This window comes from Uliginosibacterium sp. 31-16, assembly GCF_030730865.1.
Taxonomy (GTDB): domain Bacteria; phylum Pseudomonadota; class Gammaproteobacteria; order Burkholderiales; family Rhodocyclaceae; genus Uliginosibacterium.
The window spans coordinates 39,779-66,525 of record NZ_JAVALZ010000007.1 but is presented as its reverse complement, the minus strand read 5'-3'; the positions used below and the strand labels follow the sequence as shown (position 1 = coordinate 66,525).

The window sequence follows — 26,747 nt, the reverse complement described above, 5'->3', positions numbered from 1 at the left end:
GGCGTCCCCACGGGGATTCGAACCCCGGTTATCGCCGTGAAAGGGCGGTGTCCTAGGCCTCTAGACGATGGGGACCTGGTACAACTTTTTACTGCATTCTTCGCGAGAGTGGTGGAGGTAAACGGGATCGAACCGATGACCTCTTGCATGCCATGCAAGCGCTCTCCCAGCTGAGCTATACCCCCGTCCAGCGAAGAAGCCGAATTTTAGACATCGTTATCAGGTTCGTCAAGACAGAAAACGCATTTTTTTGATGTCGGGCCTTACTTTCAGCCAAGAAGCTTGCCGGGGTTCATCAAACCCGCCGGATCAAATGCCTGCTTGACGCTGCGCATCATCTCAAGCTCGACAGGTGACTTGTAGCGTTTGATCTCTTCACGCTTGAGTTGCCCCAGTCCATGCTCGGCGGAGATCGAACCGCCAAGACTCGCAACGATGTCATGCACGATCCGGTTGACCTCTGGCGTGCGTGCCACGAAGGCCGCATTGGCCAGAGCCTCCGGCATGGACGGGTTGTAATGCAGATTGCCATCCCCGGCATGTCCGAAAGCAACAATCCGCACCCCCGGAAACCGCTCCTGCAAGGCCGCGTCTGACCGGCGCAGAAACTCAGGAATCAGGCTCACCGGCACCGAAACATCGTGCTTGATGCTGACCCCATCCTTTTTCTGAGCCTCTGAAATGTTCTCGCGCAACATCCACAAGGCCTGCGCTTGCGCTTCGCTGCTCGCCAAGACAGCATCGGAGATCAGAGAGGCCTCAAAAGCACGTTCCATGATGGCTTCAAGCAAGACATTCAGCCCGGCGCCATCCCCGCTATCCGTCAGTTCGATCAACGCATACCAAGGAGCACTTCCCCTCAGAGGGCGTCTGGCGTCGGGAAATTTCTGCAGCACCAGTTCATGCGCCACCGAGCAAACTATCTCGAACGCCGTTACGCGAGATCCCGCGCCCTGGCGCAGCAGGGCCAACAAGGAAATCGCCGCATCGGCTTCCGGCAGCCCTACCCAAGCCACGGCACGCTGGGTCGGCAAAGGAAAGAGCTTCAACACTGCTGCAGTAATGATTCCGAGCGTCCCCTCCGAACCGATGAACAATTGCTTGAGGTCATACCCGGTATTGTCCTTGCGCAGGCCGCGCAAACCATTCCAGACATCCCCGTTCGGCAGCACAACCTCCAGCCCGAGCGTCAATTCACGCGCATTGCCGTAGCGCAGAACCTGAACACCGCCCGCATTACTGGCTAGATTGCCACCAATCTGGCAAGTCCCCTCTGACGCAAGCGACAGGGGAAACAGGCGCGAATGCTCTTCCGCTGTCGCCTGAACCGCTGCCAGCGTGCACCCCGCCTCGACGGTGATGGTGTCATTGCCAGGATCTATGGCTCGGATCTGCTGGAGACGCTGCAGCGAGATCACCACCTCATCACAGCACTCATGCGGAACGCCCCCTCCAACCAGACCAGTATTTCCACCTTGCGGCACCATCGCCACACCGGCCTCTGCACAAGCTCGGACTACGGCAGACACCTCCTCGGTTGAGCCAGGACGGACCACGCACAAGGCCCGTCCTTTGTAGCGTCCGCGCCAGTCTTCTTCGTAGGCAACACACGCCTCACTGGAGGCCAGAACATGACCCTCCCCTACGATACCGCGCAGCCGATCGATCAAGACCTGCTTCATATGCACTTACTCGTCAGAGTAAATCGGCTCAGCGTAAAGATCGTGCACATCACAGTCCGTAACGCGCACCTGATAGAACTTGCCGATCTCCATTTCATGGCCATCCGGCACGATGACGAGCCCGTCAATTTCCGGGGCATCACCTTCAGAACGACAGATGGCTCCCTCTTCCTCGTCGATATCGTCAACCAGCACCACAATCTCGCGCCCGATCTTGGCCTCCAGTCGCTGCGTCGAAATATCCTCCTGAAACTCCATCAGGCGACGCTTGCGCTCTTCGCGCACCTCATCAGGAACAGGATCCGGCAGGGCATTGGCACTGGCACCTTCGACCGGCGAATAAGCAAATGCACCAACACGATCAAGCTTGGCTTCATCAAGAAACTCGAGCAATTCCTCGAACTCCTGCTCGGTTTCACCGGGGAATCCTGTAATGAAGGTACTGCGGATCGTGATATCCGGACAGATTTCACGCCAGCGACGGATCCGCTCCAGATTGTTCTCGGCACTCGCCGGGCGCTTCATCATTTTGAGAATGCGCGGATTGGCGTGCTGGAAAGGTACATCCAGATACGGCAGGATCTTGCCCTCTGCCATCAGCGGAATGATGTCGTCGACGCTTGGATAGGGATAGACATAATGCAAGCGCACCCACACATCCAGTTCTGATAGCTCCCTGCACAGATCGTACAACTTGGTTTTGACCGGACGACCATTCACAAAGCCTGTACGGTATTTCACATCAACCCCGTAAGCGCTGGTGTCCTGCGAGATCACCAGCAACTCGTTGACGCCAGCATTGACCAGCGTTTCAGCTTCGCGCAAGACATCGTGAATCGGCCGGGAAACAAGATCGCCGCGCAGGGAGGGGATAATGCAGAAGCTGCAACGATGATTGCACCCTTCTGAAATCTTCAGGTATGCATAGTGATCTGGCGTCAGACGAATGCCTTGCGGCGGAACAAGGTCGGTGAAGGGATCATGCGGTTTGGGCAGATACTGATGCACCGCAGTCATGACCTCTTCGGTTGCATGCGGCCCGGTAACCGCCAGCACTTTTGGATGTACCTGCTCGACAATGCCACGTCCGGCGCCATCCTTTTTCGCACCAAGACAACCGGTCACAATAACCTTGCCGTTCTCGTTGAGCGCCTCACCGATTGCGTCCAGAGACTCTTCCACTGCGGCGTCAATGAACCCGCAGGTGTTCACGACAACCAGATCAGCCCCTGCGTATTGCGAAGCGACTTCGTAGCCCTCGGCACGCAAACGGGTGAGAATGCTTTCAGCGTCACTTGCCGCCTTCGGACACCCAAGACTGACAAAACCCACGCGGGGAATACTATTTTTACTCATGAGTTCAACCTTGCAAAAACACAAGGCGTAGCCGAATGACCACGCCCTTTCTCTGTCCTGCTCATTCTAGCAGGCCCCAAATTCCCAGCCCGGCTTTCAAATCCAGCAACCCAGCCCTCTGGCTAATGCAGCAATCCAGCCCATATCGCCCGCTTACGCGCCCCTGGGTTATTCAATCACCTGGTCCGCTCAGCCCTTGGTACGTTGCATAAAAACGGCGCCACTTGGCGCCGTCTTCCACTTTTCGCAAAAGCAATACTATTTTTTGTCTGCCTCATCACTCCCCGGGAACGGGAAGCCGGTAAACATGCTGCGAGTCTGACTGTTGATCTGTTCCTGCATCTGGGCAAACATGCGCTTGCTCTGCTCCATATAGGTTCCCATCATGCCCTGCATGGCAGGCCCCTGAAAATTCAGGAACTGGGTCCACATATCCTTGCTCATCGGGCTGTTTTCACCATACAGGCTTTTGGTTTGCTCCTGCAGTTTGGCCTGCATGTCGCTGAATGCCGTAATATTGTTTTCCAGATAGCGCCCCATGAATCCCTGCATTGCGTTACCGTAAAACCGGATCATCTGCGCCAGCAGGTCACTGGTAAACATGGGCGCCCCGCCATTCTCTTCCTCCAGAATGATCTGCAACAGGATGCTGCGGGTAATGTCATCGCCAGTCTTGGCGTCAACCACCTGAAAGACCTCTTGCCCCAGAACCAGATCGCGTACGTCAGCCAGTGTGATGTAACAACTGGAGGCCGTATCGTACAAACGGCGATTCGGATACTTCTTGATCAATCGGGTTGCTTCGGCCATGTTGCATGTCCCCAGATAGTTATGATGTAGGCTGGTGCTGCCGTCGGATTATAGCAGCGCGCAAAAAAACAGCCCCGCATTGATGTGCGAGGCTGTCTTCGGCACACACACCACTTCCTCAGCACATGTGCAGGCCGCCATTGATGTTGATGGTCGCTCCGGTAATGAAGCCTGCCTTGTCAGAAGCCAGATAGGCGCACAGATCACCAATCTCCTTGGGTGTTCCAAGCCGCCCGACCGGGATGGTCGAGATGATCTGCTCCCGTACCTCCTCCTTGATGGCCATGACCATATCCGTACCGATATAGCCTGGCGCCACCGCATTAACGGTCACGCCTTTCTTGGCAACCTCCTGCGCCAGCGCTTTGGTAATACCGAGGATGCCGGCTTTGGCCGCAGAGTAATTAGCCTGACCAAACTGCCCCTTGACCCCGTTGACGGATGAAATATTGACCACGCGGCCAAATCCGCGCTCAGCCATCAGCGGCAGGATCGGATGAGTAATATTGAACACGGAGTCAAGGTTGGTCGACATCACGGCGTCCCACTGATCCTTGCCCATTTTGCGGAACATTGCATCACGAGTAATGCCTGCGTTATTGATCAGCACATCTATCTGACCAATCTCTGCTTCGATTTTCTTGACCATGGACGCGCATTGGTCGAAATCGGTTACATCGGCTTCCGCCATGAAAAAGCTGTAGCCCTCTTCCTTGGTCTTGGCGAGCCATTCAGTTGCCGGAGGAAAATCTGGCAAACAGTTTGCAACAACAGTCCAGCCATCATCGGCCAGAGACTTGCAGATCGCCGTGCCCAAACCACCCATGCCGCCTGTTACCAAAGCCACGTTTTTAGCCATTTTCAGCACCTCACTTGAGCAACTTCGACGCCAGCCTCGCGGGGGAGACGAGACAGGCACTTTGTGCGGCACGCCCGCGAGCCGGGCATGCCGACACACCATCAGTACATGTGTTGCCCCCCGTTAATGGAGATATTCGCGCCTGTCAGAAATGCGGCTTCATCCGACGCAAGATAAGCCACCAGACCGGCCACCTCCTCCGGTTTTCCCAAGCGGCTCACCGGGATTTGCGGCAGGATTTTTGATTCGAGAATCTCGTTGGGAATTGACGTCACCATCCGTGTCCCGATATAGCCGGGTGAAATCGTATTCACGGTCACACCATGCTTTGCCACCTCAAGCGCCAAGGCCTTGGTGAACCCATGCATTCCAGCCTTGGCCGCCGAGTAATTTGTCTGGCCAAAAGCGCCTTTCTGTCCATTGACCGAAGACACGTTGATCACGCGCCCCCACTTGCGTGCAGTCATTCCTTCCATGACCTGCTTGGTCATATTGAAAATGGAGTCAAGATTGGTATGCAGCACGGCATCCCAGTCAGCCTTGGTCATTTTTCTGAAAGTCATGTCGCGAGTGATGCCGGCATTGTTAACCAGCACATCAACCGGTCCCGCCTCCTGCTCCACTTGAGATACACACGACTTGCAGGAATCAAAATCCGTCACATCACAAGGGACTCCCATGAATCCGTAGCCCAAGTGATGCATCTTGGTCAGCCACTCCTGCGCCGAACCATTTGACGGAGAGTAGGTTGTCACCACCCTGTAGCCGAGAGCTGCCAACTTGATGCAGATGGCCTCGCCCAATCCACCCATGCCGCCTGTTACAAGTGCCACATGACTCATTCAGAAATCTCCTTCATCGGGAATTCCCCGGATATTTTGAAGGCACCGGTATCTCCGGGAATCGACGCCGGCCTCTGCACCACAATTCAGGCTCGCTCCTTCACGTAACGACCGGGGGCGGGTTCGCTCACTTTGTACTCACGCGACCCCAGCTTGCTACGAGCAGCAATCAGATCTCCGCTTCTCGCCTTGAGCCAGTCAATCCAGTTGGGCCACCAGCTACCACGATGCTCCACAGCACTGACCAGCCACTCATCCGAGGTGGCGCTGGGCAGAGAATTCGTCCAGTAGCTGCGTTTGTTTTTTGACGCAGGATTCACAACCCCGGCAATATGCCCACTGGCCCCCAGAACAAAGGTGGACTCCCCGCCGATCAGACGCCGCCCCAGAAAAGATGTTCGCCACGGCACGATATGATCTTCCCTTGTGGCAACAAAATAGGCTGACGCCGTAACCCGGCCAAGATCAATTGATTCCCCAAGCATATTCAGCTTGCCCGGTACACGCAGGTTATTTTCCAGGTAGGTATTGCGCAGATAGTACGCAGCAAAAGGCCCTGGCAGATTGGTGCTGTCAGAGTTCCAGTAGAGCAGGTCGAACACTGGAGGCTTGTTGCCTTTCAGATAGTTATCAACCACGTAATTCCAGATCAGGTCATTCGGCCGCAAGCTCGAAAAAACCTGAGACAACTCGCGCCCGGCCATCAACCCGCCTCTGCCGACAGTGGCTTCCTTTGAAGCAACGGCGGTCTCATCCACAAAACAGGAAATATCACCCGTCTCGGAGAAATCCAGCAGCGCGGTGAGGAACGTCACACTTTCAACCGGATCTTCGCCACGTGCATATGCCACAGCGAGGGCCGAAGCCAACAGGGTTCCGCCGATGCAGAATCCCAGAACATTGGGTTTTTCAACCTTGGTAATCTCACGCACAAGCTGCAAAGCCTGCAGAACTCCGTCGCCAAGATAGTCATCCCAGCCCAGATGCCCTTGCTCGGTTTTGGGATTGCGCCATGACACCAGAAAGACCGTTATCCCCTGCTCCACGGCATAACGAACAAACGAATTTTCAGGCTGCAAATCGAGGATGTAATACTTGTTGATACAAGGCGGCACGATGAGCAGCGGTCGTTTACAGACTTTCTCGGTGAGGGGAGAGTACTGGATCAGTTGCATGACTTCATTCTCGAAGACCACGCCACCTGCGGTTGTTGCCAAATTGCCGCCGACCTCGAAAGCCGAATCATCGGTCATCGAAATCCGGCCTTTTTCAACATCAGCAATCAGATTCAACAAGCCCTGAGTCAGACTTTCTCCTTTGGTTTCCAGTGCTTTCTGGACAACCTCCGGATTGGTCGCAGCAAAGTTGGATGGCGCCAGCGCATCAATGTATTGACGCATCATGAACTGGATACGACTCTTGGCTACACGATCCGTAATGGGCAACTCTTCCGCCACCGCGCTCAAAAACCGGGCATTGATCAGATAGGCTTGGCGCACGTAGTCATGCACCGGGCTTGAAGTCCATTCCGGAGCAGTAAAACGGCGATCTCCTACAGGCGGAGCGATGATCGGCTCGGTTGCGTCGCCCGGCTGACGTTGTGCCAGAGTTCCCCACAGCCGGGCGTGCATCTCGGCATGCTCGCGATGCAACAGGGCCATTTTCTCGTTATCCAGGCCCGGCATCTGCGGCAAACTGACAAAGGAAGAAAGCCCTTCAGGAGTGGCGGACTGCGTCTGGGCAATATGCCCCAGAAAGCCTTGCATGAAATTCTGACTGGCGCGCATCCAGCCTTCGACTGCAGCCTGCGATTGTTCAGGTGTCAACATTCAACAGATCTCCCGGGGTTGGTCATTCCGGCACTCCCCACTCAGTTGGTGAGATCCGCCAGACTTGCGGCCAGACAAGGCCTCGCCACACAATGCAGGCCTCGCGGCCATTGTTGCTGCGCACAAAATAGGCGTCAAGCCATTGCCCCTATGTACATTGTCGTAATCGCCTGGTTGTTTGTAGCACTGGTCATTGCGACCAGTCAGGCGTCGGTGATTGCCGCGCTGCTGTCTTTTGCCTTCTGGGGGATTCTGCCTCTTGGCCTGATTCTCTGGCTGATGGGGACCCCGGAACGTCGGCGCCGTGCCGCATCCCGCCTCAAAGGCCCTGCAAGCACTTCAGATGAGCCCCCGCAGGCAGAGGAGTAGGCTTGGCTCACTCCGATCCGCGGCTGCGCAGACGCTCCATGAGTTGTTCGATATCCGCAGCCAGGGACACTCGCCATAGCATTTCTTCCCCCGTAGCAGGATGCTTCAGCCCCAACTGGAACGCATGCAACGCCTGACGCGGAAAGTCACCCGCCGGTAACGGCAAGCTCTTGCGCCCGCCATAAACCGGATCGCCCACCAATGGATGGCCGATATGCGCCATATGCACGCGGATCTGATGCGTACGGCCCGTGTCGAGAACGCACTCGATCCAGCTCGCACCCTGCAGACGTTCGACCAGACGGAAGTGCGTCCGTGCCTCGCGCCCTCCCCGCACCACCGCCATCTTCGTGCGCTGGGTCGGATGGCGGTCAATCGGCTCATCCACCGTTCCGCTGACAGGTGGATAGCCCATCACCACGGCAGCATAGTGACGCTTCACGGTCCTCGCCTGCAGTTGGCGGACCAGATCTGTCTGCGCGGGAATGGTCTTGGCTACAACCATCAGCCCCGAGGTTTCCTTATCCAGCCGATGCACAATGCCAGCACGCGGCACCTCGGCCAGATGGGGCGCATGCGCCAGCAAGGCGTTCAGCAGCGTCCCTGTCCAATTGCCACTTCCGGGGTGCACAACCAGCCCGGCAGGTTTGTTCAGAACAAGGATATGCGCATCCTCGAAAACCACGCTCAGGGGAATGTCTTCAGGCGCATCCGCCAACATTGCAGGATCTGGTTCGATCTCGACCAGAAGGCTCTCGCCTCCACGCAGACGGCTCTTCGGATCATTCCGGACGAGCTCGTCTATCTGCACCAGGCCAGCCCGGATCCAGCCCTGCAAGCGGCTGCGCGAGTACTCGGGGATCAGTATGGCAAGTCCGGCGTCAAGACGCTGACCCGCCATTTCGTATGGAACACTGAGAATGCGACGGTCCCCCGCGGGGCTTCCGCTATAATCGTCGTCATTGCTTTCGGATGGTGTCGGAATGTTCAAGTCCACCTTGCGTAGTCTACCGGTTGTTTTCGCCCTGTGCGCCCTTGCAGCATGCGGCTACACGCCCCCCAAACCCGGCTCCACCGCCAAGGATCCGCAAAGCGCTTATGCCGAAGCCAAGGAACAGCTCGATTCAGGCTCCTACGAGTCAGCCATTGCTACTTACGAACAGCTGGAGGCCCGTTTTCCTTATGGCCGCCATGCTCAGCAAGCTCAACTGGACACGGCATACGCGCATTATCGCCTGAAAGAAAACGAAGCCACGATTGCCGATTGTGATCGTTTCATCCGGACTCACCCCAATCATCCCAACGTTGACTACGCCTACTACCTCAAGGGGCTGGCCTACGAAAATGCAAAGAGTGAGGAATGGTTCAATTTCCTGCCACAACAGCCACTGTCTGATCGTGATGCCAAGGCCACCAGCAACGCCTTCGAGACCTTCAAGATCATCGTGACGCGTTACCCCCAGAGCAAGTACGCAGAAGACTCCCGCATCCACATGCAGACCCTTCTGGAAGCGCTCGCCACGCATGAGCTGAACGCTGCCCGTTACTACCTCAAACGCCGCGCCCCCCTTGCTGCAGCCAATCGGGCTCAGGCCGTCGTCGTGAAATACAGCACCTCCAGCTCCGTGGAGGAAGCCCTGGCACTGATGATCCAGAGTTACAAAGAACTCAAGCTGGAGACCCTGCGCACTGACACCGAGCGGGTGCTTCGCCAGAACTATCCGCAAAGCCGCTTTCTTGCCCAGAAATAGAATCGGTTCATGAACAGCGCCCAGTTCCTGCTGTTCATTCCTACAGCACTGCTGCTGGCCATTGCCCCCGGACCTGACAATCTGGGGGTTCTTGCCCTTGGACTATCTGCCGGGCGTCGTGCCAGCTTCGGTTTTGCACTCGGCTGTGCAGCAGGCTGCCTGAATCACACCCTGCTTGCCGTACTGGGCGTATCCGCACTGATCGCCGCCTCGCCCATGGCCTTCAAGACCCTGCAATGGGCAGGTGCAGCTTATCTGGTCTGGATCGGCTGGCAATCATTGCGTCAGAGTTTGGGGCGAAACGCCAAAGAGCAGTCAAACACTGAAAATGACGGCCACTTCCTCCCACATTTCAAGCGTGGCCTGATCGCAAACGCCATCAATCCAAAGGTGGCACTGTTCTTCCTGGCTTTCCTGCCCCAGTTCGTGCAATCCGGAAGCTGGGGCCTTCCCCAGCAATTGGGCGTACTCGGAATCCTGTTCACCCTGATCTCGGCTCTGGTGTTCTGCATGCTGGCAGCCAGTGCTGGCGGGATCGGCAGCTGGCTCAAACGCAGCCCGCGCGCGCTTCCCTTGCTGCAGGGCGCTACCGGCCTGCTTTTCATGGCACTGGCACTCCGCCTAATACTGACGGATGGCGTGGCGCCCCCGCCAGCTCGGCCTGCTTGAAATAACGGTAGAAGTCATCCGAACCGAGTGGCCGACTGAACAGAAAACCCTGAGCCTCACGGCATCCCTCTACCCGCAGGAAAGCCAGCTGCGCTTCGGTTTCAACCCCCTCAGCCAGAGTCGTCATTTTCAGGTTCTTGCCCAGCTGGATAATGGTATGCACGATTGCAGCCTCATCCGCATCCTCGACCACATCACGCACGAATGATTTGTCGATCTTGAGCTTGTCTATCGGAAACCGCTTCAAATAGGCTAGGCTGGAATACCCCGTTCCGAAATCATCAATCGCCAGCTGCACACCAAGATGTTTGAGACGTTTCAAGGTCTCCAGAATCGCATTGGCATCTTCCACGAGAATGGATTCGGTCAGCTCCAGCTCCAGGCAGTAACCCGGCAACCCGGTTTCCTCAAGAACCTGGCGCACGGTCTCGACAGGATCACTGCGTTTGAACTGCAGAGCCGACATGTTTACCGCAATCAACATGTCCGGCAAACCGCCTTGTCGCCAGGCCTGCGCTTGCCGGCAAGCTTCGCGCAGCACCCATTCGCCGATCGGAATGATCAGTCCGCTCTCCTCGGCGACCGGAATGAAGCGCGCCGGAGCGACCAATCCAAGTTCGCTGTCGCGCCAGCGCACCAGCGCCTCGGCTCCGGTGATGCGACGCGTGCGCAGATCCACCTGCGGCTGATAGTGCAGCAACAATTCATTGCGCTCCACGGCACCGCTCAAACGCGTCTGCAAGGCAAAGCGTTCATGCGCATCGGCATTCATCTGCTCGGCAAAGAAGCGGAAGGCATTCCGCCCGGCCCCCTTGGCGTGATACATCGCCGTTTCAGCCTTGAGCAACAGATCGTCCACATTGCCCGCATCCACCGGATACAGCGCCACGCCCATTGACGCGGTCACGATCAGACCACGTCCTTCCAGTTCAAAAGGCCGGGCCAGTTCAGTCAGCATGCGTTGAAGCTTGCCACCCAGCTGTTCAGTCGCCACATCCTCGGGGATCAGCAGGATGAATTCATCTCCCCCCTGGCGACAGAACGTATCCGTCTCCGCAAGGCACGCCCTCAGGCGCTCGACCACGGCCAGCAGCAGGCGGTCTCCCGTAGCATGCCCGAGTGAATCATTGATCACCTTGAAGTGGTCGAGATCCACCATCACCATAGCCACGCGGCTACCATCCCGCGCAGCTCTTGTAATGGCCCGCTCGGCACGATCCTGGAGCAGGGCTCGGTTGGGCAGCCCGGTCAGCGCATCGTGGTTGGCCACATATTCAAGTCGTTCCTCGAAAGCGCGCTTTTCCGAATAGTCCGACAGGATGGCCACAAAGTGTGAGATGTTGCCCGCATCATCCTCGACCGCACTGATCGCCAGCCAGGCCGGAAATACCTCACCGTTTTTCTTGCGATTCAGAATGTCACCATGCCAGCGCCCGTTCTCCAGCAGATTGCGCCACATCCCTGCATAGAAGGCATAACTGTGCCGACCGGAACTGAACATGTTGGGCGTTTTGCCCATCACCTCATCCTGCGTGTACCCGGTAATCCGGCAAAAAGCATCGTTGACCGAAACAATGCGGTTATCGGCATCGGTCACCATGATGCCTTCGGCAGAATCATTGAACACAGCCTCTGACAGACGCACCTTGGCTTCGGCCTGTTTCAGCGCCGACAGGTCCACGTCCAGACAATACATTTCCTTTTCGCCCAGCGCATTTTCCAGCATCACATGGCTTGAATACACTGGCACCCGCGAACCATCCCTGCGCATCAGGAACAGCTCGCCAGGCGGGATCGCCACACCATGCCTGACCCAGTCAAGCATGGCCGCCTTCACTCCTTCACGCATTTCCGGCGGGATGATCAGATCTTCAAGCAGATGCCCCAGCGCCTGACGCTCGGGAAAACCGTACAGCCGTTCGCTGGCCGCATTCCAGAAGATCACCCGCCGTTCAGTCGTATAGCCCTGCACCGCAATCGCCGGGATGCGCTCGAAGAGCGACCGGAAACGCAATTCGCTGGCTCGCAAACCATCCAGAATCCGCTCGATGCGTGTGCGGCTGCGCCATAACACCCAGAACAGCCAGCCCGTCGTAGCCAGAACGAAAAACCAGCCCTTCCAGGCTTGCGCATGACTCAGCAACTCCTGATCATCAATCAGTCCGGAAAGAACCCGATCCGACAGGCCAAGCCACAGCACCGAAATGACGAAATACGCCACCACCACCTGCAACGCGTGGCGCACGGATACGGAGTCGAAAAATCGCCGGACTCGATGCATGAAGAACTCCATCAAGGCGGAACAGGGTTCGACCACTTCCGGCATGGGGCACCGAGAGCGGCACAAGTACTATGGATGCAGTACAGCTTGGCCTAACCTGATGTTTAGTCGACAAGCCCGGAGCCGGACGCCTGCTTTTGCCCGATGGAAGTTCCATTCATCTGACTTTGCCCGTCGGGGCAGCGCCATTCGGGGCATGTCTGGAATCCCGCACTGGACTTGCCTGTGCCAGCAGGCTACGTGCACAGCGCCGCCCCATGCGGCTCTCCAGCCGGGCCCTCAACATGGGGAGGTTTGCCTAGCGCCCGCGCTTGGTGCATGCTCGCGACCTCGCTCCGTTTCCCGGCCGATTCAATGCAGATCCATACCACCATTGCCAGCTTGCGTACCGCCCTTGCGGATGCCCGCTGCACCGCCTTCGCCCCGACCATGGGCAATCTTCACGCCGGCCACATCAGCCTGATGCAGGCCGCCCGCGTCCACGCCGATACCGTGGTCAGCAGCATCTTCGTCAACCGCATACAGTTCGGACCCAACGAAGATTTCGACAGTTATCCACGCACCTTTCAGGCTGATTGCGAACAACTTGAAGCGGCAGGCGTTGACCACCTCTTCGCTCCTGCCGAAGCCGAGCTCTACCCGGTGCCGCAGCACTATTTCGTACTGCCGGCCAGCGCCCACGACAACCTTCTCGAAGGCGCACTGCGCCCGGGGCACTTTCAGGGCGTAGCCACCGTTGTCACCAAACTCTTCAACATCGTCCAGCCGCAAGTCGCCCTGTTCGGCAAGAAGGATTACCAGCAGCTGATGGTGATCCGCAGCATGGTGCAGGAACTGAACATGCCGATCGAGATCATCGGCTGCGACATCATGCGCGCCGCCGACGGCCTCGCCCTGTCCTCGCGCAACGGCTATCTGAGCGTCGAGCAGCGCACTGAAGCCCCGCGTCTTTACGCCACATTGCAGAAAGTGGCCGCCGCAATCACCGCCGGTCGCCGGGATTTTTCTGCCATCGAGCAGGAAGCCATGCATAGCCTTGCCGCACACGGCTGGCAGCCTGACTACATCACCATCCGCCAGCGTCACGACCTGCAGGTCCCGCAGGATGACGCTGCGCTGGTCGTACTGGCGGCTGCCCGCCTGGGCACAACCCGCCTGATCGACAATCTGGAAGTCGGCTGAGCCACGTTGCGGCGGCACAACGTCCGCCGCAACATCGGCATTCCGGGCTAGAATCGGCCCGGGAGGCATCTTGCCGGGGGGAGACACAAGGCAGGTGTCGCAAGGATCAGGGCGAACCAAAAACGACGAGCATGCCGACTCAGCCAATCCGCCTCATCTGCTTCACCGCTGCCATGCTTTTTGCATCCAGCCAGGGGCTGGCTGCGCCACGTGAAGAAAAAATCCTGAATCTCGATCCGCTGCTGCATGCAACAGATCCCGATGCTCCCTTGCCACTGATTCAGTTCGATCTGGTCGAAGACGACGCCCCGCTGGCTCTCAGCCCGGCCATACCACTCGCCGAGCAACCCACGCTGCAGCCTTACGCGCTCATCAATGAGCCGCCGTCAGCGGTCGCCCCCCCCGCATCGAGCAGCCCGGTTCCAGCCACAGGCCTGCGCGCTTATCTTGAAACCGGCCTGCGCGCCCTGTGGCTGCTGACCGCCCTGCTGCTCGGCCTGCACCTGCTGCGCGAATGGAGTCGCGTCATGCGGGTGCGCGTGCGCCGCCCGCCCCGCAGCATCGCCATGGAGCACGCCCCCTGGCCCACGATTTCCATCCTCATCCCGGCGCGCGGCGATGCCGCCGCCCAGAGTCGTCAGCTTGACGCCCTGCAGTGCTGCTTCTTCGACTACCCCGTCGAGCGCATCCATTTCGTTCCCATGTTCGACCCGGCCGATGCCGAAGTCATCAGCGCCGTGGCCCGTCTCACCCAGGCCTTTCCGGAACGCGTGCACCCGCTGCCGATGATGGGCGGGCGCAACACCACCCTGGCCAGTGCCCTGCATGCCGCGGTCGCCACCTCGATTGGCAGCGCGCTGATCGTGCTTGATCAGGAAGCTCCCCTGCCACAAGCCTGGCTGCGCCAATCCGTTACCCCGCTGCTTGATCCCGCCATCGGCGCAGTGCTCAGCCGTGCCATCCCCGCCCAGACCGAAAGCGCACTGGGCGCCCGCCTGGCACTCCTCGGCGATCAGGCCGACACCCTGATCGCCACGCAAAGTGACGCGCTGAGTCTGCTGCTGTGCGGCAAGGCCCGCATCCGGGCACTGCGTCGCCAGGCCGTCAAGAGTCTCGACACCCCGGACCTGCAGCACGCCCCGGACGGCGCCGGCATCGTTCTCGGTCTCACCCGCATGGGCTGGCAATCACGCCTGCTCGGCGAGATCGTGCATTGTGGCGCCGAAGACTCGCCCGACCTGATCAAATCGCCACGCATGCGCATCTCGATAGCCTGGCAGAGCATGCGCATGGCGTCCCTGCTGCTGAACCCTCGCATCCCGCTGGGAGCCCGCTTGCAAGGTGGCGCGGCCTTCTTCTCGGCCGCCCTGCCGTTGATCTGGCTGGCCAGCCTGCTCTGTGGCATCGCCCTGTATTTCGTCGGCGCCCCGCTCAGCGCCGGCCTCGCCATGGCCCTCTGCGCCGCCACCAGCTTCGATCCGCACGGGCATCCCGGCCCCGCCTTCAGCATGGCGGCGGCCGCGCGCATGGCCGGCATACGCACCGAAATCCGGCTGCTGCCCTTGTCCAGCTTCAGCTTTGTCGATCGTCTGGTCGATGGTCTGCGCGTTCTGCTGTGTGCCCGTCTGGAACGTCCAGCGCCCCCTGCCCATCAGCCCCCCGCCATCCTCGAAGCAAAAGCCGGAGCCTCCACATGACTCCGGATCAGTTCCTGCTCAGCTTCGCCGGACTCGCTGTCCTGTGCCTGCTGCTGCCCGTGCTGCCGCTGCTGCGCACCCTGTCACGCGGCACCCCGCGCGCCACCCCGCTCGAGCAATTGCCCGAGGCGCCCGCGCGTGTCGACGAATTCCGCCGCATGGTGCGCGAGCAGTTTTCCCACCTGCTGCATCTGGCGCGCGACAGCGGCCCGATTCGCGGCGCCAACGAAAACGGCCGTCCCTTCATCGTACTCGGGGTCTCCAATCATCTCGCCGAACAGTTGCCCCCCGGCTCACGCCGCCTGCGCAGCCTCGTACTCGCCGCCGGCCACCTCGACATCCCGGGGGAATTGATCTGTGACCGCGAGATCTTCGCCGAAGGGCGCATCAACGTCGCTCACAACGCGCTGGTCAAGAGTGCCCTGTCGCAGCGCGACATCGCCATTGGCCGCCGCGCCCGGGTCACCCGCTGGGTCCGCACCGAGCGTCGTCTGGATGTCGCCGAAGCCGGCCAGCTCAAGGGCTGGGCCAGCGCCGCGCAGGAAATCGCGCTGGCCCGCCGCGTCCAGTTCGAGCAGCTGCTCGCCCCGCGCATCGTCTTTGGCCGCCTGCCTGAAGATGCCCAGCGGCCGCATCAGCTCGATACGGTTGCCCGCTTCGACCCGCCACAGCGCAGCAACGGCCAACCCGGCAACGGTCGCAACCTGAAGATCCCCGCCGGCCACACCGTCAAGGCTGACCTGCTCGTCTCCGGCCGGCTGGTCATTGGCGATGGCTGCCGCATCATCGGTGACCTGCGTGCCGACAAATCCATCGTCATCGGCCAGAACGTCATCGTCGAAGGCGCCGCCTACGCCGACGGTCCGATCAGCATCGGCCCCGGCTGCCAGATCAACGGACCGGTGTATTCCCGCAGCGAAGTCCAGCTGGGCCGTTGCTGCGAAATCGGCTCGCCTGCTCACCCCTCGACACTCGCCGCCGACACCCTGCTGATCAGCGAAGGCTGCATCGCCCATGGCAGCGTCTGGGCTCTGCGCCGGGGCGAAGTACTTGATGAGCGGAGCCCCGCATGAACACCGAAGAAACCATCCAGGTCATCGCCACCGCCCCACCACCGCGCAGCCTTTATCAGCGCCATCAGCACCTGCTGCACGGGCGTCTGGCCCAATTCCTCGGCGCCCTGCTCATTGTCAGCAGCCTCAGTGCCCTGCTCTGGCACCTGCTTCCGCTGATCTACCGCTTCTGGAATCACAGCCTAGGTCAGCTCATCACCAACCTCGCCCTGGAAGATGCCCGGCTGATCACCAGCACCATCATCGTGCCGGCCTGGAGCAATCTGGAGGCTGCCGCCATCAGCCTGCCGCTGACACCACCCAACCTCGCCGACCTCGCCTCGCACATGACCGGCGCGGGCCTGCTCTACCTCCTCGCCGGCTATCTGCACGCCCCTTTCCGCGCCCCGCTGCGCCTGCTCGCCGTCTTCCATGGCGCATGCGTACTGTTCAGCCTCGCCCTGCCCGACGGCCTGGCCTACAGCGTGGAGGACCACACCCGCACCCTGAGCATTTTCACCCAGGGCCTGCTCCTGCTGCTGCCCGCCGTCATGGCCTGCACCCACTACATCGTCGAGCGCAGCAACGAGCGCCGCATCCTCGCCACCCTGCTGATCGCCACCTACCTGATCGCCGCCCTGCCGATCAAACTCCTCGCCCACGCCCTGCTCATCCAGGCCGCCAGCAATCTCGCCATGCCCACCCTGTTCCTCGTCTTCGGCCCCGCCTTCGACATCCTCGCCGTCACCGCGCTGTATGCCTGGGCCGTGACCTGGCGGCATGGGCCGCAATATTGATCCGGCCCGATTTTGTTTGAACTTTGCGCCTCCAAAACCGTTCGTGCCGAGTGGCCGGCAAAGCCGGCTGTATCGAGGCTTAGCCCCGCCCTCGATACACGCCCTGCGGGCGCACTCGGGCCGAACGGACTTCAAACTTCACCAGGCCGGATCAATAAGAGGCGGTTCACGATCTGTAGCGAGAGGCAGTCAGCAGAGTGAAGAGCAGCGCATGAGCCCTGATAACGGCCTCGCAGCAAGATCATGAACATCCTCTAAGAGCGTTGAGCTGCAGGGGCATTTAAAGATGACGCCCTGCTCTGCCGCACGGGACGGGCATTCCGGGCACGGCATGCCGAAGAACAAGGCAGGGAGCGGCTCTGCAGACACCCAACAAAAAAGACGCCTCAGCGTCTTTTTTGTTGTTGAACGTGCAGCCTACTTCGCCGCACCCGGCCCGGTATTGTGGTATTCGCCCAGATAGGGCCTGGCTGCCGTGCCATATTGCACGGGGTTGCTGCTGCTCCAGTCGGCCCAGGGTGGGTTCTTGATCTCCGCGCCCAGGTAGGATTCGCGCACGATCATCTTGCCGATGGTGACGCCCGCGCTCGACGACTCCGGCCACTGGCGTGCCAGCGAAACCGTTGCCGCGCCCGCATCAACCGCAAACGTGCAGCCGGTGAACAGGAAACCATAGGGATGCGTGCCATAGGTGCTGGGCGCGCCGATGGTGCTGCTGTTCTTGCGCACACGGGTGAAATAGATCGTGCTCTTGTCGAACACCGCGGTACCGCGCCCGAAGATGAAATCGGTATCGCCCTCGATATAGCTGCTGGCGAAGTAGCTGCGTGCCACCACATTTGCTGCGGTCGACTTCACGTAGAGCGTGTCCTGATTGGCGATCAGGCGGGTTTTGTAAAACAAGGCCCGGTCGCCTACCACCATCAGCGCGACCGCCTGGGTTTCCCCATTCACGGATTCGCTCCAGGTGTTCTGGATCGTCAGGTTGATGGCCTCGAAGTTATCCGCATTCACAACGAACATCGACGAGCAGGTCGTGCCGATCGCGCCGCTTTTCGTGGCACAGGCATCGTAGGTGGCCTTGATCGAGCTGGGCGTGCTGCTGGTGAAGACGGCACTGCCCGGATTGGCCAGCGCGGCGAATTGCGCGCCGGTCTGCTTGGCCCCTGTGGCAAGCGCAATCACGGTTTCCTTCGGATCGGAGCCCCCGCCGTAGAGCGTGACCAGAAGCCCTTTGGGCACGATCACCAGTTCGTTATACGTGCCGGGCATCACCTTGATGTACTGCCGCGTAGTCTTGCCTGCCAGCGTCGCGGCGGTGATGGCGGCCTGAACGCTGGAATAGCTGGCGCCACTTTTTGCGACCAGATAATCCGGCGTGGCCGGCGTGTTGATGACCGTGCTGCGCGGGTTCCAGTTGTCCGTCACGAGGCTGCCAACGGTGCCGCTGGCAGCGAGAAACTGGGCAACATCGTATTGCGCGGCCACGCTATCCGAGAGCTGCGGGCGCGTCGCTGTGCTAGCCGGCCAGCCGCCCGAAGACGAACTGCTCGAACTCGATGAAGAGCTGCTCGACGACGAACTGGAACTGCTGCTGGAGGAGCTTGAAGAGCTCGACGAGCTGGATGAACTTGATGAACTGCTGCTGGATGACGAGGAAGAGCTCGACGAGCTACCTGAGGAAGACCCCGCCGAGCATTCATTCACACCGCCTGCAATACGCCCGCCAAAGGTCGCTTCGCTGCACGCGAAGCTGCCCGTAAGCGTCTTGTAGAAAAACTTGTCGGCACGGCCGAAGGCGACATTCGTCGCACTGGCAACCGAGCAGGTTTTGCCCTCGGTGCAGATCGTCACATAGCCCGCCGGCCGGTTGGCCGCCTGCGCACCGCCCGCCAGCAAGGCGGCAAGCAGCCCGAGCGCCATCATTTTCTGATTCATTGGTTTGTCTCCTGAGGGTTCCGGCTTGGCGGCGAGATTGCCGCGTACCGTGTCAGCACCTGCCATGAAGTAGCACAGGACCCCATCAACTTAGACCAACGCCATACGAAAGGCCAATACCGGTTGTCAGGGCGCCACGAACACCGCACACCCCCACACGGCCCGAACAAGCCACGACTCCGGAGACCTGTGAATCAAAGGGGGCAGGCGCGAATCAAATCAGGGAGGTCCGTCGAGATTGATGCAGGAGGCAGCCGGGCATGCGTGAGCGCCGATGAACCTCTGCGGGAATTCGAGCCGGAGCGCCTTTCCCGCCCCACCTCCAGCGCCATGCCTTTCAGGCGATTGACGCCCTGCGGAGCATGCCGGATGATTGGAGCTGTTCTGTCGTTCTGGAAGCTTTCGGCCAGGAGCGGACAGTCGTTGAGCCAAGCCAAAAGCGGACACTGGTAGGGGCTTAGGAGTAGAGCGACACCGCATTCATGACGGACTGCTTAACGATATTACCCGCCTTCCGAGTTGAGCCCCGTAGCGGGCTTTAATGCAAAGCATCTAAACCGTCGAGGACGTAGAGATGGTGAATAGCGAACTTCTGAACGTGCTTCGTTATAAAAGCGAAGGCGTCGATTTGGACTTTAAGCGTGAGCAGTATCCCTTCGCTAATGGAAGCGATCCTCAAAAAGCCGAGATGCTGAAGGATATCTTGGCTATAGCCAACGCATGGAGAGATGGAACAGGCTACATTCTGCTCGGGTTCAAAGATAATCGTCCGCACCCAGCAGAAGTGGTTGGCATCTCAGAAAGCGTTGATGACTCCAGGCTGCAACAGTTCGTTAACAGCAAAGTAGAGCCGAAGTTGATGTTCCGCTATGAAGAGCATCTGTATGAAGGAAAAACAGTCGGAATAATCGTAATTCCAAAGCAAAAACGCCCTTTCTCTCTTACAAAGGACTATGGCGGCCTGAGGCGGCATATTGCGTATGTCCGTCGCGGCAGTAGCACTGATGAGGCCGCACTCACAGAAGTTTCAGAAATGACGTTAGCTGACTCCGGACGAGGGCAGGTGCTGTTAAACCTGTCTGTGCTCACGCCAGACAATGAGCCTTTGCCGCGAAATGTCGCATTGAAGTATCTGAGTTTCCCTAAGAAGCTAGCTGACTATAAAAGTCCGCCCAGCGAGCGGCCCGGTCCGTATGAGTTCGCGCTTAGCGTTCGGCGATACGACAATGAGGACTTTTGGCGGGAGTATGCCGAGTATGTGAGTATGAAAGCCGCTCTCATCGAAATGAAATTCACATTAATAAATAGCTCTCAGACGCCGTTGTCGAACGCAAAGCTGGAAGTTTCGGTAAAGCCGCTTGATGGGCAGTCTTTCCGCATGATGGCCGGCGAAGATATTCCAAGTGAGCCGAGCGAAACATGGGATGCCCTGACGGGAGTACGTAGCTTGCCAGAGCTGCTTGATCAGCGGGATGCCCTCCTTGGTATCGACGAAAGCGGCGAGTACCCCATCTGTAACGTTCGATTTGGATCATTGCTTCCCGGCGAGGAAGGGAGGTCATCAGACACTCTAGCCATCGTGCCTTCAGGCCCCGGAAAACTACAACTGAACTTCCGTATCCTCGCCGGTGAACTCGCCGAGCCACAACAGTCAGAGCAATTGCTGGAAACAACAGGAGAGCAGGTGTGTCTTGACGTGCCTGAACTTAAAGAAATGCGTGGTCAAGCTTTGCTTGCGCGCTACGAAAGGCCGTAACCCGGAAAGCCATGTAGGGCGGGTCATTGACCCGCGCTGACAACCCGTTCGCTCTGGCAGGATTTGCCTGTTCCGCGCGGGTTACGGCTGCGCCTAACCCGCCCTACACCTGAACGCCCGCTTTTCATTTTCCCGACCGTCCGCGCCGGATCATCAAGAGCCGCACGCAGCCTCGTTCTTCAGGCACCCACCCCCTGGAACCGCACGCAACGGGCCTCTCCAGCACTCCCCGCCAGAGAAGCCCGCCCCACGCGCCTCTTCAGGCTCTTACTCTTCGAAGCTGAACACCGTGGCGCCCTGTTCGGCGCCGCTGACGGATTTTCGCAGCACGCCGAAGAGCTCGCGGCCCATGCCGAACTGACCGCTGCCGTTGAACACGGCGGGGCTGCGCGCGTCGAAATTGGTTTCGCGACTTTCCACGCGCAGGATGCCGGCTTCGGCATCGAGTTCGATCATGTCGCCGTCCTGCACCCGGGCAATCGGGCCGCCGGCCAGGGCTTCGGGGGTGACGTGGATCGCCGCCGGGATCTTGCCGGAGGCTCCGGACATGCGCCCGTCAGTCACCAGCGCAACGCGGAAGCCCTTGTCCTGCAGGTTGGCAAGCGTGGGGGTGAGCTGGTGCAGCTCCGGCATGCCGATGGCTTGCGGCCCCTGGAAGCGCAGCACGGCGATGAAATCGCGCTCGAGTTCGCCGGCCTTGGCTGCCGCCAGCAATGCATCCTGACTCTCGAAGACAATGGCCGGCGCACGGATCACACGCTGGGCGGGCTTCACGGCGGAGACCTTGATCACCGCCCGGCCGAGATTGCCGGCCAGCAGACGCAGGCCGCCATCGGCACTGAAGGGCTGGGCGGCGGTGGCGAGCACGCTGGCATCACCGCTTTCAGCAGGAATGTCCTGCCACACCAGATTGCCGCTGGCATCCAGCGCCGGCGCCTGGGCGTAGGCGGCAAGGCCCTGCCCGACGACGGTGCGCACATCGGCATGAACCAGCCCGGCAGAGAGCAGTTCGCGTACAACCCAGGCCATGCCGCCAGCGGCGTGGAACTGGTTCACATCTGCCGCGCCATTCGGATACACGCGGGCAATCAGGGGCACGACTTTGGACAGGGATTCGAAGTCACTCCAGTCGATCAGAATGCCGGCCATGCGCGCCATCGCCACGAGGTGCATGGTGTGGTTGGTGGAGCCGCCAGTGGCGAGCAGGCCGACAATGGCGTTGACGATGCTACGCTCGTCGATCATGCGGCCGAGCGGCGTGAAGGCATCACCTTGCGAGGTGATCTGCAGCGCCCGTCGGGTCGCTGCGCGAGTCAGCGCTTCGCGCAGCGGCGTGCCGGGAGGCACGAAGGCAGCACCCGGCAGATGCAGACCCATCATCTCCATCATCATCTGGTTGCTGTTGGCCGTGCCATAGAAGGTGCAGGTGCCCGGCGCATGGTAGGACTGGGATTCGCTCTCCAGCAAGGCATCCTTGCCAACCTCGCCGGCCACGTATTTCTGCCGCACCTTGGCTTTCTGATCATTGGAGATGCCGGTCGGCATCGGCCCGGCAGGCACGAAGATGAAAGGCAGGTGGCCAAAGCGCAGCGCGCCCATCACCAGGCCCGGCACGATCTTGTCGCAGATGCCCAGACACAGGCCGGCATCGAACATGTTGTGCGAGAGCGCCACGGCCGTGCTCATGGCGATCACGTCACGCGAGAACAGCGACAGGTCCATGCCGTCCTGCCCCTGGGTGATGCCGTCGCACATGGCCGGCACGCCGCCGGCCACCTGGGCGGTGGCGCCCGCCGCGCGTGCCGCACTCTTGATGATGTCCGGATACACGCCATAGGGCTGGTGGGCCGAGAGCATGTCGTTGTAGGCCGTGACGATGCCGATGTTCGGCGCCTTGATGGCCTTGATGCGCAGCTTGTCTTCAGGCGGGCTAGCGGCGAAGCCGTGGGCCAGATTGGTACAGCCGAGCGCGCCGCGATAGGGTGCGCCGGGCACGGCCGCATCCAGACGGGCCAGATAGCGGGGGCGGCCTTCGGCGCTGCGGGAAACGATGCGTTGGGTAACCGCGTCGACGATGGGGTTGAGTGACATGATGCGCGCCTTGCAAACGGTTGGACCAGAGTCTGGAAAGTAGTCGAATGCCGCCCTGCGCACAAGCAGCGCGCTGCCATTACAGGGTTTGATTTTTCCACTGCCGCGGCTGCCGCTTGCACGCTGCCCGCAGCGCCGCGCGTGACGGCCCCTGGCGCGGAGCATGCCCGGAAAGGCAATCCACAGGCGGCTCTTCAGGCTGGCAGCCGAAAAATCCGCCAGGCGCGTGCCTGAGCGGACGTAGCGTGTCGCAAATCCGGCGCCGCACGCTACACTGCCTGCATCACAGTTGCCGAGACGATTCCGGTGAATCTGAAACTTCACACCTTTGCCCACGCCAACGCCCTTGATCAGGCGCTTTCAGCCTGCGTGGCCGCCAGCCTGCGCGCCGGCATCGCGGCCCACGAAACCGCCACCCTGGTGGTTTCCGGCGGGCGCACGCCGGCGGGTTTCTTCAAGGCCCTGAGCGACGCGAACATCAACTGGAGCAAGGTCTGCATCCTGCTGGCCGACGAGCGCTGCGTGGAAGAAGACAGCCCGCACAGCAACGCCCGCAGCGTACGCAGCCATCTGCTGCAGGGTGCGGCAGCCGCAGCAGATTTCCTGCCGTTGTACCGCAAGGGCGAATCGCTGGAGGCCGCCAACCAGCGTCTCGCTGCGCTGCCCGAGCAGTTCGACGCGGTGGTGCTGGGCATGGGCGAAGACGGCCACACCGCGTCGATCTTCCCGGACAGCCCGCAGCGCGATGCTGCGCTCTTCGACACCACAGGCCAGCCTCTGCTGTTTGCCGAGGGCAAGGCGCCCGTTACGGCACGCCTGACCCTCACGGCGCCACGTCTGCTGGCCACGCGCAGCCTGATCCTACACATTACCGGCGACACGAAATGGCAGGTTTTCGGTCAGGCCATGGTCACCTCGACACCGGCCTTGCCGGTCAGTCACTTCCTGCACGCAGAAGGAGTGAGGAAACATGTTTTCTGGACCCGCTGACAGCTACCCGCGCCTGCTCGGCGACATCGGCGGCACCAATGCCCGCTTCGCGCTGATCGCGGCCCCCGGCGCGCCAATCAGCCACATTGCCAGTCTGGCCTGCGCCGATTACGCCGGGCCACTCGAGGCCATCCGCGCCTGGCGCGAGCAGACAGGTGCGCCAGCGCCGCGCAACGGTGCGGTCGGCATTGCCAACCCGATCACCGGTGATGCCCTGCGCCTGACCAATAATCCCTGGGCATTCTCGATCGAGGCGCTGCGCCGTGCCCTCGGGCTGGAGCAGCTCGTCTTCGTGAACGATTTCACCGCGCTGGCACTGTCGCTGCCGCATCTCACCGACGCCGAACGACGCCAGACGGGTCGTGGCAGTTGCGTGCCCGGCTGCGCCATCGGCGTGATCGGCCCCGGCACCGGGCTCGGCGTATCCGGTCTGGTCGTTGCCGGCACGGGCTACGTCCCGCTGGGTGGTGAAGGCGGCCACGTCAGCCTGGCGCCGCATACCGACGAAGAATTCGCGCTGACCGCCCTGCTCCTGCGCGAGCATGGTCACGTCTCGGCCGAACGCGTGCTCTCCGGCCCCGGCCTGATCAGCCTCTACCGCGCGCTGGCACAGGTGCGCGGCGAGACGGCGCAGAGCCTCGACAGTGCCGCCATCACCACCGCCGGGCTGGCGGGTACCGATGCCTTGTGCACCGCCACGCTGAGCACCTTCTGCGCGCTCCTCGGCAGCGTCGCCGGCAACCTCGCCCTGACGCTGGGCGCGCGCGGCGGCGTGTTCATCGGCGGGGGCATCGTGCCACGGTTGGGAACCTGGTTCGATCAGTCGGATTTCCGCGCCCGCTTCGAAGCCAAAGGGCGCTTCACGGACTATCTGGCACAAGTGCCCACCTATGTCATCACCGCCAGCAATCCGGCGCTGATCGGCGCCGCCGTGGCGCTGGAGCAAGCCATCACACACGCCTGACCCCTGCCCGCAGAGCCGCACACGGCGGACCTCTGCAGGCAGGCATGCTGCACAGCAAGGTGGGGAGCGGCTCTTCAGGCAGGAGGCCTCAACAGCGCCGGCCCGCCCGCCTCTCGCCAGCGTCATACACCCCGGCTATCATCGCGGGAAACCATACGAGACAAGCACACACCATGAATCCAAGCACCACGCTCGCCTGGGCACGCCTCGCGGAACACGCCGACAGTCAGCAGGGCATCCACCTGCGCGAACTCTTTGCCGCCGATCCGGCACGCGCCGAACGCTTCAGCACAAAAGCCTGCGGCATCCTGCTGGACTACTCGAAGAACCGCATCAACGATGACACCCTGCGCCACCTGATCGCGTTGGCAGACGAATGCGATCTGCGCACCCACATGTTCGCCATGTTCGAGGGCTGCAGCATCAACACCACCGAGCATCGCGCCGTGCTGCACACCGCACTGCGTGCCCAGGGCAACGTGCCCGTGCTGGTAGACGGCCAGGACGTACTACCCGGGATCCGCGCAGTGCGCGCCCAAACATACGCCTTTGCCGAACGCGTACGCAGCGGCGAATGGAAAGGCTTCAGCGGCGAAACAATCACCGATGTGGTCAATATCGGCATCGGTGGCTCGGATCTTGGCCCGCTGATGGTCTGCGAGGCGCTCAAGCCTTATGCCAGCGGCCCGCGCCTGCATTTCGTCTCCAATGTCGACAGCCTGCATCTCACGCAGGCACTGGCCGATCTGGACCCGGCGCGCACGCTCTTCATCATTGCCTCCAAGACCTTCACCACCGTCGAAACGCTGACCAACGCCCGCAGCGCGCGTGCCTGGCTGGTCAAGGCGGCGGGCTCCGAAGCGGCCGTGGCCAAACATTTCGTAGCCGTGTCGACCAACGCGGCCAAGGTCGCCGAATTCGGCATCGACACCACCAACATGTTCGGCTTCTGGGACTGGGTCGGCGGGCGCTATTCGCTGTGGAGCGCCATCGGCCTGTCCATCATCCTGAGTATCGGCGCGAAGGGCTTCGACGAACTCCTCGCCGGCGCCGCCGACATGGACCAGCACTTCCGCACCGCGCCGCTGGCCGAAAATCTGCCCGTGCTGCTCGCCCTGCTGGGCATCTGGTACGTGGATTTTCTCGGCTGCAGTTCCCACGCCGTCATCCCCTACAACCAGACCCTGCACCGCCTGCCGGCCTTCCTGCAGCAGCTGGATATGGAATCCAATGGCAAGCGCGTACGCGCCGATGGCGAAGCCGTCAGCTACGCCACCGGCCCGGTGATCTGGGGCGAGCCCGGCACCAACGGCCAGCACGCCTTCTTCCAGCTCATCCATCAAGGCACCGCCGTGATCCCGGTGGACTTCATCCTCGCCCTGTCGCAGCCGGGTCAGTTGCCCGAGCACCGCGTCAGCCAGATCGCCAACTGCCTCGCCCAGTCCGCCGCGCTGATGCAAGGCAAGGCCGGCGACGAAGTGCGCGCCGAGATGTCTGCCAAGGGAATCCCGGAAGAAGAAATCGCAGCCCTGATCCCGCACCGCACCTTCCCCGGCAACCGCCCGAGCAACACCCTGCTGCTCGACGACCTGTCACCGCGCAGCCTCGGCGCGCTGCTCGCCCTCTACGAACAGAAAGTCTTCGTGCAAGGCTCGATCTGGGGGCTGAACTCCTTCGACCAATGGGGCGTGGAGCTGGGCAAACAGCTCGCCAGCGGTATCGAACAACGGCTGACAGGAACGGGCGGGCCGGGATATGACGCTTCGACGGAGGCGTTGCTGGGTTACATCGGCGGGAAGTGAGACGCGGGGATCGCACCCACGCTCCGCGTG

Annotated in this window: 20 protein-coding genes and 2 tRNA genes; 10 read left to right on the top strand and 12 right to left on the bottom strand. The window is 60.7% G+C overall.

The window, feature by feature from the left end:
* Positions 1 to 2: 2 nt before the first annotated feature.
* The 9 genes from Q9Q94_RS17915 to rluD form a co-directional block, all read right to left on the bottom strand.
* Positions 3 to 75: transfer RNA gene (locus Q9Q94_RS17915), tRNA-Glu, on the bottom strand.
* A gap of 34 nt (positions 76 to 109) precedes the next feature.
* Positions 110 to 185: transfer RNA gene (locus Q9Q94_RS17910), tRNA-Ala, on the bottom strand.
* Positions 186 to 269: 84 nt separating this feature from the next.
* Positions 270 to 1,682, bottom strand: coding sequence for an FAD-binding oxidoreductase (locus tag Q9Q94_RS17905; protein ID WP_305981498.1), 1,413 nt, complete (start codon positions 1,680 to 1,682; stop codon positions 270 to 272).
* A 6-nt stretch (positions 1,683 to 1,688) separates the two neighbouring features.
* Positions 1,689 to 3,038, bottom strand: a complete 1,350-nt coding sequence (rimO, locus tag Q9Q94_RS17900) for a 30S ribosomal protein S12 methylthiotransferase RimO (RefSeq protein WP_305981497.1) — start codon at positions 3,036 to 3,038, stop codon at positions 1,689 to 1,691.
* A 258-nt stretch (positions 3,039 to 3,296) separates the two neighbouring features.
* Positions 3,297 to 3,848, bottom strand: coding sequence for a polyhydroxyalkanoate synthesis repressor PhaR (gene phaR, locus Q9Q94_RS17895; RefSeq protein ID WP_305981496.1), 552 nt, complete (start codon positions 3,846 to 3,848; stop codon positions 3,297 to 3,299).
* A gap of 118 nt (positions 3,849 to 3,966) precedes the next feature.
* Positions 3,967 to 4,707, bottom strand: a complete 741-nt coding sequence (locus Q9Q94_RS17890; protein WP_305981502.1) for a beta-ketoacyl-ACP reductase — start codon at positions 4,705 to 4,707, stop codon at positions 3,967 to 3,969.
* 101 nt (positions 4,708 to 4,808) lie between these two features.
* Complete coding sequence (gene phbB / locus Q9Q94_RS17885; protein ID WP_305981495.1) at positions 4,809 to 5,549, bottom strand: acetoacetyl-CoA reductase; 741 nt, start codon at positions 5,547 to 5,549, stop codon at positions 4,809 to 4,811.
* An 86-nt stretch (positions 5,550 to 5,635) separates the two neighbouring features.
* Positions 5,636 to 7,336, bottom strand: coding sequence for an alpha/beta hydrolase (locus Q9Q94_RS17880; protein ID WP_305981494.1), 1,701 nt, complete (start codon positions 7,334 to 7,336; stop codon positions 5,636 to 5,638).
* A 418-nt stretch (positions 7,337 to 7,754) separates the two neighbouring features.
* A complete protein-coding gene (gene rluD / locus Q9Q94_RS17875; protein WP_305981493.1) occupies positions 7,755 to 8,648 on the bottom strand; it encodes a 23S rRNA pseudouridine(1911/1915/1917) synthase RluD in 894 nt (297 codons plus the stop codon).
* Positions 8,649 to 8,730: 82 nt separating this feature from the next.
* On the opposite strand from rluD, the gene Q9Q94_RS17870 reads away from it, so the two are divergent.
* Both Q9Q94_RS17870 and Q9Q94_RS17865 read left to right on the top strand, forming a co-directional pair.
* Positions 8,731 to 9,498, top strand: coding sequence for an outer membrane protein assembly factor BamD (locus Q9Q94_RS17870; RefSeq protein WP_305981492.1), 768 nt, complete (start codon positions 8,731 to 8,733; stop codon positions 9,496 to 9,498).
* 9 nt (positions 9,499 to 9,507) lie between these two features.
* Entirely contained in the window at positions 9,508 to 10,167 is a 660-nt protein-coding gene (locus Q9Q94_RS17865; protein WP_305981491.1) for a LysE family translocator, read from the top strand.
* Here the strand turns inward: Q9Q94_RS17865 and Q9Q94_RS17860 are convergent.
* Positions 10,100 to 12,448, bottom strand: a complete 2,349-nt coding sequence (locus tag Q9Q94_RS17860; protein ID WP_305981490.1) for a bifunctional diguanylate cyclase/phosphodiesterase — start codon at positions 12,446 to 12,448, stop codon at positions 10,100 to 10,102. The two genes, Q9Q94_RS17865 and Q9Q94_RS17860, sit on opposite strands and share 68 nt — an antisense overlap.
* Before the next feature lie 354 nt (positions 12,449 to 12,802).
* Here Q9Q94_RS17860 and panC point away from each other — a divergent pair, with 354 nt between their 5' ends.
* From panC to Q9Q94_RS17840, 4 genes are all read left to right on the top strand, one after another.
* Positions 12,803 to 13,630, top strand: a complete 828-nt coding sequence (gene panC, locus Q9Q94_RS17855; RefSeq protein WP_305981489.1) for a pantoate--beta-alanine ligase — start codon at positions 12,803 to 12,805, stop codon at positions 13,628 to 13,630.
* A gap of 131 nt (positions 13,631 to 13,761) precedes the next feature.
* Entirely contained in the window at positions 13,762 to 15,327 is a 1,566-nt protein-coding gene (locus Q9Q94_RS17850) for a hypothetical protein (RefSeq protein ID WP_305981488.1), read from the top strand.
* Positions 15,324 to 16,400: a hypothetical protein gene (locus tag Q9Q94_RS17845; protein WP_305981487.1), complete on the top strand. Its 1,077-nt coding sequence runs from the start codon at positions 15,324 to 15,326 to the stop codon at positions 16,398 to 16,400. The genes Q9Q94_RS17850 and Q9Q94_RS17845 overlap by 4 nt, the downstream gene beginning before the upstream one ends.
* Entirely contained in the window at positions 16,397 to 17,176 is a 780-nt protein-coding gene (locus Q9Q94_RS17840) for a hypothetical protein (RefSeq protein WP_305981486.1), read from the top strand. The genes Q9Q94_RS17845 and Q9Q94_RS17840 overlap by 4 nt, the downstream gene beginning before the upstream one ends.
* 417 nt (positions 17,177 to 17,593) lie before the next feature.
* Here the strand turns inward: Q9Q94_RS17840 and Q9Q94_RS17835 are convergent, their stop codons facing one another.
* Positions 17,594 to 19,114 carry a pectinesterase family protein gene (locus Q9Q94_RS17835; protein WP_305981485.1) on the bottom strand — a complete coding sequence of 507 codons (1,521 nt, stop codon included), beginning with the start codon at positions 19,112 to 19,114 and terminating at the stop codon, positions 17,594 to 17,596.
* 574 nt (positions 19,115 to 19,688) lie between these two features.
* On the opposite strand from Q9Q94_RS17835, the gene Q9Q94_RS17830 reads away from it, so the two are divergent.
* Positions 19,689 to 20,870 carry a helix-turn-helix domain-containing protein gene (locus Q9Q94_RS17830; RefSeq protein ID WP_305981484.1) on the top strand — a complete coding sequence of 394 codons (1,182 nt, stop codon included), beginning with the start codon at positions 19,689 to 19,691 and terminating at the stop codon, positions 20,868 to 20,870.
* 267 nt (positions 20,871 to 21,137) lie between these two features.
* On the opposite strand, the gene edd is transcribed toward Q9Q94_RS17830, so the two are convergent.
* On the bottom strand, positions 21,138 to 22,961 hold the full coding sequence (edd, locus tag Q9Q94_RS17825) for a phosphogluconate dehydratase (RefSeq protein WP_305981483.1): 1,824 nt from the start codon (positions 22,959 to 22,961) through the stop codon (positions 21,138 to 21,140).
* Positions 22,962 to 23,267: 306 nt separating this feature from the next.
* On the opposite strand from edd, the gene pgl reads away from it, so the two are divergent.
* The 3 genes from pgl to pgi all read left to right on the top strand — a co-directional run bounded on the left by pgl (position 23,268) and on the right by pgi (position 26,717).
* Positions 23,268 to 23,951 (top strand): 6-phosphogluconolactonase, encoded by a 684-nt coding sequence (gene pgl, locus Q9Q94_RS17820; protein ID WP_305981482.1) that lies wholly within the window; start codon positions 23,268 to 23,270, stop codon positions 23,949 to 23,951.
* Complete coding sequence (locus Q9Q94_RS17815) at positions 23,932 to 24,915, top strand: glucokinase (protein WP_305981481.1); 984 nt, start codon at positions 23,932 to 23,934, stop codon at positions 24,913 to 24,915. Before pgl ends, Q9Q94_RS17815 begins: the two co-directional genes overlap by 20 nt.
* Before the next feature lie 173 nt (positions 24,916 to 25,088).
* A complete protein-coding gene (pgi, locus tag Q9Q94_RS17810) occupies positions 25,089 to 26,717 on the top strand; it encodes a glucose-6-phosphate isomerase (RefSeq protein WP_305981480.1) in 1,629 nt (542 codons plus the stop codon).
* The last annotated feature ends 30 nt before the right edge of the window (positions 26,718 to 26,747 follow it).